Source organism: Lacrimispora indolis DSM 755 (assembly GCF_000526995.1).
Taxonomy (GTDB): domain Bacteria; phylum Bacillota; class Clostridia; order Lachnospirales; family Lachnospiraceae; genus Lacrimispora; species Lacrimispora indolis.
The window spans coordinates 4,010,969-4,026,900 of the sequence record NZ_AZUI01000001.1 but is presented as its reverse complement, the minus strand read 5'-3'; the positions used below and the strand labels follow the sequence as shown (position 1 = coordinate 4,026,900).

Genomic DNA, 15,932 nt, shown 5'->3' with positions numbered 1-15,932 from the left:
CCATCCGCCTCCTTTCCTCTCTATAGCCCATGCCTTTTGGGCATACAGGTATACCCGCAGGGTGTTTCCTCTAATAGCTGACCCATTTTTTCTGCCCTGCCCATTGGAACATGGTTATACCAAATAAAATCAAGAATAATATCCACGACATGGCGGAGGCATATCCCATCTTGTAGAAGGTAAAGGCTGAAGTGTAAATATAGTAAACCAGCACATTGGTGGCCGTTCCTGGGCCGCCCCTTGTCATGATCTGTATGGGCGCAAACACCTGAAAGGAGGTGATAAACGTTGTAATGATCAGGAAAAAGGTGGTTGGTGACAAAAACGGGATCGTAAGCCTAAAAAACTTCTGAACTTCATTTGCTCCGTCAATGTCCGCAGCCTCATACACATCCTGGGGAAGCCCCTGAAGTGCTGACGTATAGATCATATTGGCATATCCTACTCCCGACCATACGGTCATGAGCATCAACGCCGGCAGAGCCCAGGTTGTGTCTCCAAGCCACTGGGGAGGGTTTTCCACCCCAAAGAACTTTACCAACTGGGTGAATGGTCCCCAGGGGGAGTACATCATCACCCATACAATGGCAACCGCCACAATATTGGATATATAGGGCATAAAAAGCGCCAGCCTCATGGGAAGTCTGGCAACGCAGTATTTATCGATGATGACCGCCAGCACCAGTGCCAGGAAAACTGTCACCGGCACCACTCCCACCGCAAAAATTATGGTGTTAATCAGGGAACTGGTAAACCATTCATCCTGCCACATTTCGACAAAATTTATAAGTCCGATAAAGTTCCAGTTGCCGATCCCTTTGGTATAATCCCAGTCCGTAAAGCTGATGATCAGGGAAAAGATCATGGGAAACAGGGTGAAAAGACATACACCGATGATATTAGGCAGTATGAAAGCATAGCCTGTCAAATCTATTTTTAACTGTTTGCTAAGCCTGATTTTCTTCATGATCAGCGGTTCCCTCCTTTCTTCTTTTTTTCTCAAATATTTGAGCATCCAGGTACACCCGAAGGGTGTTTCTTTTTTTTCCCCGGGGCTGCCGTTTTCTTTGCGGCATCCCCGGGAATTTTGCCTCTGATTATTTTTGCAAAAGCTCATCTGCCCTTGCTTTGGCCTTTTTCATTCCATCTTCCACTGACTGCTTTCCGATAAAGATACCTTCCAGCTCCTCGACTGCGATTTTCTTTACCTCCGCAATATGATTGGTAATGGATGGAACCGCATAATTCTCGGCTGGTGTTATGAGTATCTTCTGGGTGGTTTCTGCATCCAGATAATCCTCTGCTCCCATGACAAACGCCTCGGTCACTTCCAGGGCGTTATAGGTATTGGAAGCAGGCACACGTCCGCCTTCTACCACAGGAAGCATTCCCTCGGTTGCATACCACTTTGCAAATTCCCATGCAGCGTCAATGTTCTGGGATTTTGGATTAATGCACAGATGATCTCCATAGCCGCCCTGGGTGTATTTTCTCTGTCCCTCTTCCACCACCGGATAAGGAGCAAATGCCGTCTTAAAGTCATGAGGATAGCTGGCCTGATCTTTAACGCTTCTTACAATCCACGGTCCCACCGTCATGGCGGATTTTCCTGTCAGGAACATGCTTTCCTGGGACAGCTTCTGGGTTACGGAATCCGTATGTGTAGGAGATGTTTTATCCACATTCATCATATTATTGATCAGCTCAACGGATTTAAGCACCACCGGATCGTCAAAGCTGGTTTCCTTGTCACTTTTATACATTGGATCTCCGCCGTTGGTCTGGGTTGCTAAATAGCTGAAAAGGTAGGTCAGATCCTGCTGGGAATTCCAGAACATGCCGTAAACCTTATCCTGACCTTCTCCATGAGTAAGCTTTTTGGCTATCTCCCGGAATTCCTCAAAGGTCCATTCCGTGGGAACTTCGATCCCAGCCGCTTCAAACATGTCTTGATTTAATACGATTCCGTACTGATCCAGCTTTGTGGGAATGGAATAAGGCTTCCCGTTAATGTAATATGCTTCGGCCAGAGTTCCAAAATATTTTGTCAGCTGGAAATCATCCCGGGCAATCAACTCCGAAAGATCCAGCGCCATGTTTCCATCCGCCCGCTTTGTCAGGACATCGGTGGTGTAGGTCATATAAAGATCCACTCCGTCTCCTGAGAGAAGATTGGTTTCCAATTTTAAATTTCCTGTATCATCATTTACAAACCGCTCGTACTCAACCTGAATTCCTTTATCCTTGTACAGCTGGTTGAAGTTGTCGCAAACCGCCTGAGGCCCGGCTTCAGCCGGAACGCCTCCCCACATCCGCAAAACCACAGGTTCTCCGTTACCTGCTTTTGGCTCCTCTGTTTTTGCTCCTTCCGTTTTTGCTGTCTCTGCCGACGTAGTCACCTGTTCCGTCTTCTGGCCGCTCTGACAGCCGGCCAGCACTGACATTGCCATGAGAGATGCCATGCCAAGTGCCCCTAATTTTTTCCACTTTCTCATTGTATCTTCCTCCAATAATTTTGATTTAGTTCCCACATATGCCTTTCGGAGATATATTCTATCCGCCAGATAATGAATGGCATGCTTAAACTATAACAACTGACTATACTATAGCAAAAACAGCAGGCAAGTGATATCTCTCTGCCTGCTGTCTTTCTTCCAATTTTTTCGATTTACGGCTCTCTTGATTCCTCTTTTTTGTCAATGCTCTAAAATCCTGCTGTTTTTCTTTCAAATCCTGCTGTTTTTCTTTCAAATCCTGCTATTTTCCTCTGTCTTTTTCAATCGTGCCTGGCGGTATTCCAAAGGAGACTGCCCCACACTCTTTTTAAACTGTGTGCTGAAATAATTGGGATTAACAATCCCAACCTCATCCGCGATCTCATTTACCTTTAAATCGCTGCTTTCCAGTAAGTATCTGGCATGCTCCATTCTCACCCGGTATACATATTCCAAAAAGCTGATCCCTTCCTCCTTTTTAAATACGTGAGAAAAATAGCTTCCGCTCATGTTCACCATGGCAGCAATGTCCGCAACCTGCAGTTCTTCCTTCATATGGCTTCTGACAAAGCTCTTTGCCTCGGCAACCTCTTTTCGCAATATCCTGCCGCTGTTTGATTCATACTCCTTTTTATACTGCTCCACCAGCTCTAATATTGATTGCCTGATTTTTTCCAGATACGTATAATCATTGATGGAAGTCTCCATATTTATTCCGTTTTTATCTAAAAACATGTCGATGTCAGCTTTGCTGCGGGCAAAGGAAGCGGCCAGAGCTCCATAAGTCTTTCTCAGTAAATAGCGGATTTCCTCCGGCTCCCACCGGTTCTTTTCTTTTAAAAAACAAAAATATTCTTCCATGAATTTTCTGATCCCGTAAAAATCGTGTTCCGCTGCCAGCCCCTCTACAACAGAGCTGTGAAATTCAGGAGGAAGGACAGCCCTTTCCCTGATGGTTTTCTCATATGGATGAAGTTTTCCAGGCTCCGAAAAAAAGCGCATTTTCAGGGTATCCCGGTTCTGGGCAACGGCATCTTTTAACCCCTGGATTCCCGTACGTTCCCTGCTCAATGCTCCGCTCACCTCCAGACCGTAATACTGCCTGGCACAGCTGGCAAAGATTCCAAACTCCTTTTCCATTGACATAAAAAAGGCCTGATGGTCCTGACCTTCTTCCCGGTTTACGGCCACGGCAAAATCATATTCCCCATACTGGAACACCTCCGCCCGGTGATGGCGTCCAAACAGCTCCCCAAGGATATTATCCATGGTAAAGATCAGAAGCTCCAAATCCATGAAATCCCCTTTTTTTCTCACCACCTTAAAATCATCGATGGTAACGGAGAGAATGCAGAAGGGCCGGTCAAAGCTTATGGCAAGAGGCAGCTTTGTCAGCTCCTCCAAATATTTATTTAAAAAGGTTTCTGAGTTTAAGATCCTTTTAAACAATCCCTTTTTTATGACTTCTAAATTCCTTTCAGCCAGGGAAGTGGTTTCCTGGGCCGTCTCTGTCCCTTTCCCAAGGGAAGCGGCCTCATCCATGACCTTCAGCAGCTCCTCCGGCTTTACCGTCAATTTAAAAACATAATCAAAAGCCCCCATTTTCATGGCACTTCTTACGTTGTCAAAATCATTATAGCTGCTTAAGACAATAAACTGGATGTGAGGATACTTTTCCCTGCACTCTGAAATCAGCTCAAAGCCATCCATTGGGCTCATCTTTAAGTCCGTGAGAACGATATCCGGCTGGTACTGCCTGATCTTTTGAAGCGCCTCTGCCCCGTCCGATGCGTCACAGACGATCCGGTATCCATGGTTCTCCCATTTGATCAATGACTGGATTCCCAGGCGCACCAAAACCTCATCATCCACAATCATTACCCTCTTCATCCCCTGTTTTCTCCTCTCTGATTACCGGAAGGGTGAACAATACCACCGTCCCCCGGGTTTTAAGGCTTTCTATGGTCAGCCCATATTCATTGCCAAATGTAATCCGGATATACTCGTCCACATTTTTGATTCCGATACCTGTCAGCTTGCTCTCCTTTACCCTGCCCTTTCGGGAGGCCTCAAACTGCCTGATGACATTAGGGGAAATGCCCACTCCGTCATCCTCTACATAGATATTAAGGCTGCCCTCCTCCGTAAACCCGTAAATCCGGATCAGGATTTCTTCCCTATCCTTGTCATATCCATGGATAATGGCATTTTCCACAATGGGCTGAAGGATAAATTTAGCTGTTTTTAAATTCATGATATCTTCTTCCAGATCGATTTCCAGCCTGCAGTGGTTTCCATAACGGCAGTTCTGGATATAAAGATAGTTTCTGATATTCTCCACCTCTTCCGCCACCGTTACCAGACAGTTTTCCCTGCTCATGCTGTATTTTAATATATGGGCAAGGGCGTCAATGCCGTCTACGATATTATCCGCCCCTCTGATAATCGCCATCCAGCGGATGGTTGACAGGGTATTAAACAGAAAGTGGGGATTCAGCTGTGCCCGAAGGGACTCATACCGGTATTTTTCCTTTACCTCATGCTCATTTTTAAGCTGTTCAAACAAACCGCTGATGTTCACGGACATTTGCCGGAAGGAACGGTTCAGCCTGCCGATCTCGTCAGACCGCTCCATATCAATATCCTTTAAATCCATGTCCAGCGTATAATTTTCCATCTGGCCGCTGAGTTTTACAATGGGCTTTACCAGCATCCTGATGGATAAATACAGGATCAAAATCAGCGCGCATATGACGATCAGTAGGGTCACGTTCATCCGGAACCCGATCAATTCCATCTGGTTGGTCACTTCCTGATAATTGGTAAAGTGAAAGACCTTCATCTGCTGTTCGTTAAACACCCAGGGCTTTGGTATGGTGTAATAGCTGATGAGAAAATTCCCTCCTCCGGTCTGGTACCGTAAGTTCCCGCTTTTTTTCTCCGCCGTCTCCCGGTACAGGTGCCTTAAATCCTCCTCATGAATAAGTCCCCTGGTGTCATTTTGCAAAAGTACGGTTCCTTCTCCCACACAGACATATGCTATATCGCCTGCATAGGCGTATTCCATCAAAAGGTCGCTGAATTTTTTCTGGTCAATGCTGATAATAAGAGTTCCTATGACGTTTCCTGTGGTATAGTCCTTAAGAAGAGATTTTGCCAGGGAAATATAGGTCTGGTCTTTCTGTTCACCAATGATATAGGCCGGATTAAACATGGCCCAAACAATATGCCCGTTATTCTCCCTGCTCTTTTTCACCCAATCCTGATCCAGTAGAAACTGGTAATCCTGATAATTCATGCTCCAGTTGGAGTAAATCCTGTCGTAATCGTCAAACAGGAGAATCTTCATATCCTGAACAAAATCAAACCCGCTGGCAATGCTCAGTTTATGTACCATCTGGTCAAAGTACTTGGTATTGTCATATTCCGAGGTATTGGGATCTGTTATGCGCCTTTGCAGCTCCTCGTCATACACAAAGACATTGGTCAGAGCGGCTATGTTCTGTAGATTATCGCAGATATTCCGTTCTCCCCTTGAGATGTTCTGAATGACTTTTTCACTCAGTTTTTCCTGGATAAAATGTTCCATACTGACCCGTACGTAAATACAGACCCCTGCCAGAGGCATGACCACGCACAGCAGAAGGAGAAGAAACATCCGAACTGATAATTTAGAAGACTTTTTCATCCCTGTTCCTCTTTCTGTTTTCATTTAACCTCATCAAGTAAAGGTGCAAGCCCCTTCTGACATGCTGCGACAGCATCTATGCGGTTATGCCCGATGAAGCGGGGTGTGCAGTGACCCTTGGTCATTGCGAATATCCCATTGACTAAACTTCTCCATGTATACGGCGTTATGGCATCCGGAAACATGGCAATTTTTATTATAACAAATATTTTATTCCCTGCAAAGATGGGCATTTTTTTAAATATGCAGATTTTTAGCAATTTTTCCATGGCATTTTCTCTCCATATGGGATCATATCAATCAGTTTTATATGGGATTTATATAAAAACAGCTGATTCCATCAGCCTTAAACCTGTGTTTCAAAAAATAAATATACCCTGATGGCAGAACACAAAAAAATGATTTTGTTTGTCTATCAGGGTATTTTAATATGGGTGGAAATGATTGGAAAATATCTCCGGGAACAAATAGCAGATTTAACATTAAGAAACCAGAACTTTTAGAAATCAGGTAATGTCTCTTCTAAACTTTATCATTCAATAAAACCATATGGACATGATCTTCCCATATCCCGTTGATCTTTAAGTATTTGTGAGCGATTCCTTCATTGTAAAACCCCAGCTTTTCAGTCACTCTCAAAGAACGTTTATTTTTGGGCATTACATTGGCTTCTATCCTATGCAATCCGTATTGGTTGAATACAATATCAATTCCTTTTTTAATTGCCTCCGTCATATAGCCCCGATTGATCTCATCCTGATCCAATTTGTAGCCAAGGTAACAGGATAAAAAAGCTCCCCGCACAATATTACTGAAACCAATCGACCCGATAATCCTGTTCTCATCAGTCTTTTTAAAAATCCACAATCTTAATAAGTTCTTATTTTGTATTTGAAACAGATCGTTTTTAAGCTGTACTTCATGGTATGCCTTCGTATAAAACCTCTCACTTCTGACAGGTTCCCACTCTCTTAAAAAATCCCTGTTCCTCAGATAATAATCTAAAACCATGTGCGCCGAAGATGTCCCCAGTATTTTGAGAACTAATCTTTCCGTTTCATAAATCCTTTTTTCTATCATGATCTTCTTTTGTTATTCTCCTCACAAAGCTACCCGCAGCAATCCGCTGGCTTAGGCGGGTCATCCAACTTCCGACGGAAAACGCTGCTCCGGCTTTTTTATTAGTCAATCAATATCATTCCGCCTTTGCGGCTAAAGCCGGTCTCCCACAATTCATGAAAAGACAGCCAGTGAAACTCTCCATAAGTTGCAATCTTTACGTAAAATTCATTCTCAAATTCTTCATATCCCACAAGCATGAACCAGTGCCAGACCAGATCTTTAAAATTAACATTTTTATGCTGCAGCAGCAAAAAAGGAATGGGGATTCCGTTATCAATCTGACTGATTATTTTTCTGGCCGCTTCCTTTACCGGAGTTTCTCCCGGACAGCCTGTCAGCCGGATATCCTCGTCTCCCACATCTTTTAAATATTCATAGAACCCATCTATAAATATATCCAGCGTATCAATTCCATGCATACGGGGACTGAGATACGGTTTCATTACTTTAGAAAACTTTATATAATCTTTCTTGTCAAGCCGTTGGATATCATAGGGATACAGGTGGGCTTTATTGTCATGAAGTGCCATATTAATACAGGAATCACATGCAGCGGCAGCTCCGCAGCCGCCTAAATGCATCATAGGATCCCGGAACCAGCTTTGATTTCCGCCAAATGAATTTTCAATAGTGAAATAAGGTAGTTCATTTTTCATTTTTTTCCTCCTTGCTAAATTTCTATTATAGGAGCATTATAGTACCAGTCTTGGATTTCGTAAAGAAAAATAGTTTTCCCCAGGTTATGGACCGTTCAAATTGCTGCTAAAGTACAACGCTAATAATGGGATATATTAATTTATGTGAGATGAAGAATCCATATGTTTCTATAGAAAGGACATGAAGGTTTTCACCCTCATGCCCTCAAATTCAACACATTTCCATTATATTTTTCTTATAGTTTGACCGTTATTCATGTCATCAGTGTTATGGATTCCACATGACATAAGAATAAAAAAGTTCTTATGAAACTGGTGATTCCCCGGCAAAAATTATGTTATTAAAAAACAGGCCTTTAAAACCGCCTGATTCCTCAATGGGAAGTCCTTACCCTATACTTATTATATCCCATAACGTTTACAAATGCCTGCTTTGCAGCTCTGAATTAAGCTTTAAAGCAGGACGCACGCCGTCACGGGCCAGACTGACATTGGCATAGGTCCGGATACTGCAGAACAGCCTGTTTCTTTTCCTTCCCTGGCGATATAATTAACCTTGTTGGCTTTGTCATACACATACAAGCTGCATCCGCCTGCTTCAACCAAATCTGGAGAAAAAATCAGAAAACAAATGATCCTGTTCCGGCTTGTGGGTGACATAACCTATGGCTATTTTATTGTTTGTAAGTTCAATCAATTTTTGTGCGCCTTCTTCTCCAAACGCTCCGCATAATTCCACCGCCCCAACGCCTTCTCTTTCTAAAAAGACAAGCTTATCACAAGCCTCTTTAAAATTTCTGACAGTAAAAACATAACTGACCTGCTTTTCTGTTTCAAAACAAGCCTGATGCACCTCCGGATCATAGTGACTTCCCATCAGTAAAAATGCAAACTTTTTCTTCATGTTATCCTCTCCTTATATAGATGATTTTTTAATCAAAACCCCTGCTTTCCATTATGCTGAAACAGAATATTTTTCAAATTTTAATGGCGCAAAATTTTATCCATTTTCTTGCCTTTTGACAACTCATCTACTAATTTATCCAAATAACGAATTTCCCGCATTAGGGTATCTTCCATATCCTCCACCCGTATGCCGCAGATAACGCCTTTAATTAAAAGTCTTGATGGATTTAAAGCCGGAGCTTCTGAAAAAAAGGTTTCAAAATCCGCGTCTTTTTCTAATTGAACCTCTAATTCATCCTGGCTATATCCGGTCAGCCAGCATATGATTTCATCCACCTCGTCTTTTGTGTGGCCTTTTCTTTCAGCTTTAGCCACATAATGAGGATACACACTTGAAACACTGGTTGTAAATATGCGATGTTTTTCCATATAAAACCTCCGTATTGAGGACTGTGTTAAATGCCAGCCTTTATTATATCTGATTTCGAATTAAAAGTATAGGGCTGTATCCCTATTCTCTTAATCTACAATTCTAACAAATAATAATCTGCTTTGCCTGCGATCTTCCGCACCAAGTTCCCGTCAAAAAATACATTTTATCAAAAGCGAGAGCAAAAAATCTCCCATAAGACTGTGAAATCAGTTTCCAATAAAATCCTCCTGAACAACATAAAAATAAGGAGCTTCACAAAATGTGACGCTCCTCCGAAAGAATATGATAGTGATGACCCCACCAGCAAGTCCTGTCGCCGGCCTCAGCACAAATTAATTTCCACACTGATTTATGTTGGCTTAAGAGATATTCTAAACTGCATACAGAACATATTCGGTCGGGAATATTGTAGATCCATAATAGCGTATATAAAAGTTGTAGGAAGGATCCACATCATAAATGATGCGGGCCAATTTCCAAATATCTTTGTGATTATGGTATATGCTTAGAGCGAACTTTGGATGGCCTTCCCTTATTTTTGCCAGACAGCCTAAAAGGGCCTCCTCTTCTCCGCCTTCAATATCCATTTTAATAAAGGTCACGTTTTCTTCTATATCATCATCTACTTTTGTAATTGGAACAGCTATGGCTCCCTTATCAGACAACTGGCTTATGGAAGATAAAACGTTGGAAGAAAGATACATCGTACCGTTTCTATTGCTTGCGCCCTTTTTTCTAATAATTACATCGTCAAGCTTAAAGAGCTCCACATTCTTTTCTATATATTCTATATTGGCAGGTACTATTTCATAGCAGTACATCCTTTTATAGCAGTTTTTTCCGAAAACCTTTGAGTAATTAACAACGGTATCTCCTATATATGCCCCGATATCCACAAACACCTCATTTTCATCACATTTTACAATATCAAGGTCAAAATATTGGCTGAATGTTTTTTCATATATCTGCCCAATTCTTTTAGTATCCGACATAAGCCAGTAACAAAGTATATTAACAAGTATTCGTTTTGAGCGGTAGTCTTTAAGAATATTATAAAGCCATTCAAAATCTTCCCTGTGTTCAACAAGTGCATGGGCCCTGTTTTCTGCAAGTTCAAAATCTCCCTTTTCCGGGTAATAAGTCCCCCAAAGCTTATGCAGATTAATAAAATTTATGGAACTGGTATATAGCCGGTTATCTGTCGCACTGAAGTGTCTTAAATTCTGTTTAACAGCTTCCGTCATTTCAAAAACGTCTTTTTCTTTAATGTAATCCATGAGACGTTCAAATTCTATATCGATTTGGTTCGGACTATGTGATAAAGATAAGCCGCTTATATTACCTGGGCTTTTAATTGTTAAAGGTTCTGATTGACAGGACATTTCCCCATCATCCTCCTTAAAATTTTCTGTTCCTTTTATCATATGTGGGTTCTGGAAAAATTGTGTAATTGCAGGATCTGTTGACACAATGGAATACCCAAAAAGATGCCCGCTGAATCTGCCCTGTGGTGCCGGAATATGTTTCTATCAAACATACTTGTGGATGCAACTTATACTCTTCCTTAAAACAACCTTCAGGACCTTAACTTAAAAGTCTTATGCCCGCTTCCTTTGTTTCTATTTTATGATTCATCCGGCTCATCCTCAAAGACAAATCTGGCATTGCACTTATAACCATGACAAAAATTTCGATTGGAGGATTGTGCCGTCCAGCAATAAGGACAGCAGATTCCGCCTTTCAGGCGTGTTTCAAATACAGCAGCAGGAGGGGAGGGCATCGGTTTATTTGCAAGTTCCAAGAGATGATTCTGGTAATTCCTTTTAAGGTCATTCATTTCTTCCCAGTACTTTTTACTCTTACTCTCCTTGCTGCACAAAATCTGTTCATATATCATGTTTATAACGATTCCGACGGCAACCAGCACTCCTCCGATCAATGTTGTTTCTGGGTATTCAATCTTTGTGAATATATCAATTGCAATTCCCATGAACACCTGGCCCACAAACGTTAAAAGCGTCAACCGGAATGCAGTTACTTTAGGAACCGTTACATTACACAAATATACGGCGGACACACCAAGTACCCCTCCCAAATAAATCCACAGATCCGGCAAAGGTGCCTGAAGGATTAATGATATATTGCTTTTTCCAAAAATGGCTGCGATTGCAACTGCAATCGGAAGCCCTATAACATGGTTTATGAATGAACTCTGCAGCTCCCCACTGTGCCGTGACAGTCTCGCATTTACTGTCCGTGAAAGGACGATTGTAATTCCTGCACAGAAAGAAAGGAGTACCGCATACAGTGCTGTATCCACGGAATTGTCCAGCATTACAAAAATACCGGCCAGCGAAAAAATGAGACCAAAAGCAGATGACTTTCTGAATAAATGCTTTTTCATGCCAAAGAGATCCAGACAGTCAATTAACAGTGAAGTTACCGTCTGGCCAAACAGCCCCAGGGCTACGATACTGGTCAAGCTGATTTTCCCGTAGGCAAAATTATTAAAAACTGTGGTCAAAACACCAATAGCCCCGCCCAGATACAACCAGACCGGCAGATTTTTCTTTACGGCAATCTTTTTCTTTGTCAGCCTGCAAAGTATGTATGCAAATACAGCGCCTATGACATGAATGATTGCTGCCGCACCAAAAACCCCCCATAGAAGAGTAAGCCTGCCGTTGACCGCAACCATCACTGCAATAACTAATCCCGTTAATAACGATAGTATATTATACATATAATCACCTCCGTAAGGCCATTGTATAATACAAATTGACATTCCCATAGGACATATGTCATACTGATAATATGATAAATTCTGTATAACCCGGGGGAGGACATAAATGCAAAGCAGCCGTTTGAAAAATGAGCATCTTAAGAGATTAGAAGGATATGGTATAAAAAATATGATTCTGGATGCAGGCTTATGCCTGAGGTTTAAAGCCGGTGAAACCATTTTTAATGAAGGAATGCCAATTTCATATTTTTTAATTGTTGTAAAAGGAAGGGCCAAGGTTTGTACCATTGCAAAAAACGGAAAAGATTTAGTTTTGTGCTATTACATTTCCGATGGAATTATAGGTGACATTGAATTAATGACCAATGCCTCGATTGCGGCAACCAGTGTTATCGCTATAACCGATTTTGAATGCATTGCATTACCTTATAAAGAATACGCCGTTGATTTAAAAAACAATCTTGCCTTTTTAAACAGGCTTGGAAGTGAACTTTCTATTAAACTATTGTACAGTTCAAAAAATTATGTGTTCACTGCCCTGTATTCCGGAGAGGAACGTTTATGCTCCTACATTTTAGAGTCTTCGCATAATAACGTATTCAATGACGTGCTGACAGATGTGTCCTCTTCAATAGGTATGAGTTACAGGCATATGTTCCGCCTGCTGAACCAGCTATGTACTGACAGGATATTGGACAAAAAAGACAATGGGTATCTGATCCTTGACCGTGATGAATTGATTCGCAGATCTGCTGATTCTTTTTGAATGGCACCATAGGCAAACTGAATACAGTATTCAAAGGTTTTAAATATGTGTGCCCGGAAAAGAAGCCCGGTCAGACGGTCTTGTATCCCTTCGTCGGAAGGAAATTATTTATTTATCCGTTGATATTTAGCATCTTTCATGTTATTCTTTGACTATCTTATTTGAATGGAGGAATTGCGTGTGTTGATTTTATCCCGATAAAAAAAGTACCAATTAACAGAATAATCGGGATTGGTCTGTCCATACGTGATGCCTTTTATAATACGTATCAGTACAATTGCTTCCCTGCTATTAAAGGGGGGGTGTTATTTGATTTGTATTTTATGAATTGATAAAACAGACTTTTCCGATTATCAGTACAGGCAGCTATATGTCTGTACTTTTACGTTTCTTCTTAAAGGAGTGTTTTTATGATTAAAACAGTAACGTCTGACCAAGTTTCACTTTACACGGAAAGCTTCGGTAATCCGGATGATCCGCCAATTCTTTTAATTATGGGCGCAGTAAGCTCTATGATATGGTGGGAAACACCTTTTTGTGAACGATTGGCTGAAGAGGGATTTTTTGTAATCCGCTATGACAATCGGGATACAGGTAAATCAACGTCTTATCCTCCCGGAAAACCGGAATATACTTTCGAGGAGCTGGCTGATGATACAATCGTGGTACTGGATGGCTACAATATCAAAAAAGCAGTTATTACGGGAATGTCTATGGGCGGTATGCTGACACAAATGACAGCACTGCGCCATCCTGATCGTGTTTGCGGCATTGTACTGCTGTCCTCCATGTATTTTGCGGAAGGTGCTGAGAATCTGCCTTATTCTTCAGATGAAGTGAATGAATTCTTTGCCATATTTGGGCAAAAAATTCCGGTCAATAATGAGGAACTCATAGAGTACACAATCAGCCAATGGCAGGTTACCAACAAAAGCAGCCGGCCAAAGGATTTGGAGCACATCAGGGATATGATCAAGACGGATATTGAAAGAGCTGCCAACTATGCCAGCCGCATCAATCATTCCTGTGCCCAGGTAACCGGTAACGAGCTTGGCCGGATTTCTGAAATTCAAATTCCTGCACTGGTCATTCATGGTACGGAAGATGTGGTCATTCCCTATATACACGGAGTAATGCTGGCAAAAACCATCCCGGACTCAGTCCTCTATACAATGGAAGGGGCCGGACACGAACTTCATCCACAGGATTATCTACCGGTGGCAAGACAGATTAAGAACCGGTTTTTGCAGTAAAATTAATTAGATAAGCTTTTAAGGCATCGCTCCTTGTACGATTCATTCATTTACAAGCGAGTATCTTATCCCCCTGTCCTTCCGATCCTGAAAGGCAGGGGGATCTTTTATCTACTTGCAGAACCTTTTAAATCTTATCCATTGCCTTTGTAACCTTCAATAGCTTACCGCAAATCGTTGTATTTTTCATAGCTTCCAGTACCAATGGGCCTTTACCGTTTAGTATTTCTATATAGGTAAGGGTATCTTGAATACTTATGATTCCAATATCCTCTGCCTCAACACCTTCCAGATTGGATATGACTCCAACAAAATTTGTTGCTCTGAGCTTCTTTTTCTTTCCGCCATTGAAACGTAGTTTCATTATTTCTTTATTCAATTGATCACTTTTCATCTTTTTAATCTGAGGAGCCGTATTCACTTTTTCATCAAAAGAAGGCTTCTGATTGCTTACTTCCTCCTTGGCAGGTTTCGTTCTTTCCTGAATTTTAAATCCGATCAGTTCTTCTATGTCATGCAAATATCTGGTTTGTGCTGTTACCACGAAGGATATGGCCTTCCCTTTTTGCCCTGCACGTCCTGTCCTCCCTGTACGATGGACATAGTTTTCCTCATCCAGAGGAATGTCATAGTTTATAACCAGAGAAATATTCTCTATATCGATCCCTCTTGCTGCCAAATCTGTGGCTGCTAAATAGCGGTACTCTCCCCTTTTAAAACGTTTCATTGCAGATAACCGATCATCCTGTTCCATTCCGCCATGGATTTTATTACAGGGATATCCTAAATCCTGCAAACGGCTGCATACCATATCCACCCGGTCCTTTGTGCTGCAAAAGATGATGCAGCTATCCGGATTTTCCATAATCGTAACATCAGTAAGTAGTTTAAATTTATCTTCTTCATCGGTTATATAAAGAAAATGATCAATATCGGCTGTCGTGATACCAGACTCGCTGACATCTATATTGACAGGGTTTCTCATATAATTTGATGATATGCGTTTTACTTCATCGGACATGGTAGCGGAAAACAACATTGTCATCCGTTCCCCGGGCAGTTCATTCATAATTGCTTCTACCTGTTCAATAAACCCCATATCCAGCATTCGGTCAGCTTCATCAATTACTAAGCATTTGATCATACTTAAAGGTAATGTTCCTTTTTTTATGTGATCCATGACACGCCCCGGTGTACCAATGGCTACATGTGTTTTCTGTTTCAGCTCTGCTTTCTCCATAGAAAATGGGTGTCTTCCATAGATTGCCGCTGCTTTTATTCGTTTAAATCTGCCTATATTGGTAAAATCCTCTTTTACCTGAACAGCCAGTTCCCTTGTTGGCGTCAAAATAAGCGCCTGCGGCTTATTTTCAAGCCATTCAATTAATTCACATATTGGAATTGCGTATGCGGCAGTCTTTCCGCTTCCCGTCTGTGCTTTGACAATCAGATCATTTTTTTCTAAAGCAGTCGGAATAACTCTGGCCTGAACTTCTGTAGGTATATCATACTCCAGGCCACGAAGTGCCTTTACAATATCCTCACTGATTATATCATTACGAAAACTTCTAATATCCATATCTAAGCCTCTCCTTTAATTCAAAAACTGGATCATATCAAAAAGGATCGCTCAATTTTTGATAAGTTACATGCTAACCCATTTTACATGAGGATGCCGTTCAATGCAATAAAAACCATTCTCTTCCTTTCTCTGCAGGCTTGATTTTTCATACAGATTCTTTTATTATGGGTTTGCTATTATGACTTGCATTTGATATCATATAATCTATAGGAATATTCAAAGCCGTCAGTTTCTCAGGCGCTTTGAATCATACATTAAAAACAGATATTTAAAGAGGTGAAAGCAAGA

General features: G+C 41.6%; 15 protein-coding genes. 2 read left to right on the top strand and 13 right to left on the bottom strand.

Going from position 1 to position 15,932, the window contains the following annotated elements:
- Window positions 1-70: 70 nt before the first annotated feature.
- The 12 genes from K401_RS0119305 to K401_RS31365 all read right to left on the bottom strand — a co-directional run bounded on the left by K401_RS0119305 (window position 71) and on the right by K401_RS31365 (window position 12,043).
- Window positions 71-967: a carbohydrate ABC transporter permease gene (locus K401_RS0119305; protein ID WP_024294492.1), complete on the bottom strand. Its 897-nt coding sequence runs from the start codon at window positions 965-967 to the stop codon at window positions 71-73.
- 130 nt (window positions 968-1,097) lie between these two features.
- Entirely contained in the window at window positions 1,098-2,495 is a 1,398-nt protein-coding gene (locus K401_RS0119300) for an ABC transporter substrate-binding protein (RefSeq protein ID WP_024294491.1), read from the bottom strand.
- Between the two features lie 103 nt (window positions 2,496-2,598).
- Window positions 2,599-2,751 carry a hypothetical protein gene (locus K401_RS32965; RefSeq protein ID WP_156945294.1) on the bottom strand — a complete coding sequence of 51 codons (153 nt, stop codon included), beginning with the start codon at window positions 2,749-2,751 and terminating at the stop codon, window positions 2,599-2,601.
- Entirely contained in the window at window positions 2,748-4,385 is a 1,638-nt protein-coding gene (locus K401_RS0119290) for a response regulator transcription factor (RefSeq protein ID WP_024294490.1), read from the bottom strand. The genes K401_RS32965 and K401_RS0119290 overlap by 4 nt, the downstream gene beginning before the upstream one ends.
- On the bottom strand, window positions 4,360-6,207 hold the full coding sequence (locus K401_RS0119285; RefSeq protein ID WP_024294489.1) for a cache domain-containing sensor histidine kinase: 1,848 nt from the start codon (window positions 6,205-6,207) through the stop codon (window positions 4,360-4,362). Before K401_RS0119285 ends, K401_RS0119290 begins: the two co-directional genes overlap by 26 nt.
- On the bottom strand, window positions 6,204-6,452 hold the full coding sequence (locus K401_RS0119280; protein ID WP_024294488.1) for a hypothetical protein: 249 nt from the start codon (window positions 6,450-6,452) through the stop codon (window positions 6,204-6,206). Before K401_RS0119280 ends, K401_RS0119285 begins: the two co-directional genes overlap by 4 nt.
- Window positions 6,453-6,705: 253 nt before the next feature.
- Window positions 6,706-7,263: a GNAT family N-acetyltransferase gene (locus K401_RS0119275; RefSeq protein ID WP_024294487.1), complete on the bottom strand. Its 558-nt coding sequence runs from the start codon at window positions 7,261-7,263 to the stop codon at window positions 6,706-6,708.
- A 101-nt stretch (window positions 7,264-7,364) separates the two neighbouring features.
- Complete coding sequence (locus K401_RS0119270) at window positions 7,365-7,961, bottom strand: hypothetical protein (RefSeq protein ID WP_024294486.1); 597 nt, start codon at window positions 7,959-7,961, stop codon at window positions 7,365-7,367.
- Window positions 7,962-8,559: 598 nt separating this feature from the next.
- Window positions 8,560-8,865, bottom strand: coding sequence for a DUF6506 family protein (locus tag K401_RS0119260; RefSeq protein ID WP_024294485.1), 306 nt, complete (start codon window positions 8,863-8,865; stop codon window positions 8,560-8,562).
- 80 nt (window positions 8,866-8,945) lie between these two features.
- On the bottom strand, window positions 8,946-9,296 hold the full coding sequence (locus tag K401_RS0119255) for a DUF2200 domain-containing protein (RefSeq protein WP_024294484.1): 351 nt from the start codon (window positions 9,294-9,296) through the stop codon (window positions 8,946-8,948).
- 375 nt (window positions 9,297-9,671) lie between these two features.
- Window positions 9,672-10,769, bottom strand: a complete 1,098-nt coding sequence (locus K401_RS0119250) for an FkbM family methyltransferase (protein WP_242842325.1) — start codon at window positions 10,767-10,769, stop codon at window positions 9,672-9,674.
- Between the two features lie 155 nt (window positions 10,770-10,924).
- Window positions 10,925-12,043, bottom strand: a complete 1,119-nt coding sequence (locus tag K401_RS31365) for a DMT family transporter (protein WP_024294482.1) — start codon at window positions 12,041-12,043, stop codon at window positions 10,925-10,927.
- A gap of 106 nt (window positions 12,044-12,149) precedes the next feature.
- Between K401_RS31365 and K401_RS0119235 the strand changes: the two genes are divergently transcribed.
- On the top strand, window positions 12,150-12,809 hold the full coding sequence (locus K401_RS0119235; protein ID WP_024294481.1) for a cyclic nucleotide-binding domain-containing protein: 660 nt from the start codon (window positions 12,150-12,152) through the stop codon (window positions 12,807-12,809).
- Between the two features lie 410 nt (window positions 12,810-13,219).
- Window positions 13,220-14,062: an alpha/beta fold hydrolase gene (locus tag K401_RS0119230; protein ID WP_024294480.1), complete on the top strand. Its 843-nt coding sequence runs from the start codon at window positions 13,220-13,222 to the stop codon at window positions 14,060-14,062.
- A gap of 127 nt (window positions 14,063-14,189) precedes the next feature.
- Here K401_RS0119230 and K401_RS0119225 read toward each other — a convergent pair whose 3' ends face one another.
- Window positions 14,190-15,641 carry a DEAD/DEAH box helicase gene (locus K401_RS0119225; protein WP_024294479.1) on the bottom strand — a complete coding sequence of 484 codons (1,452 nt, stop codon included), beginning with the start codon at window positions 15,639-15,641 and terminating at the stop codon, window positions 14,190-14,192.
- Between the last annotated feature and the right edge of the window lie 291 nt (window positions 15,642-15,932).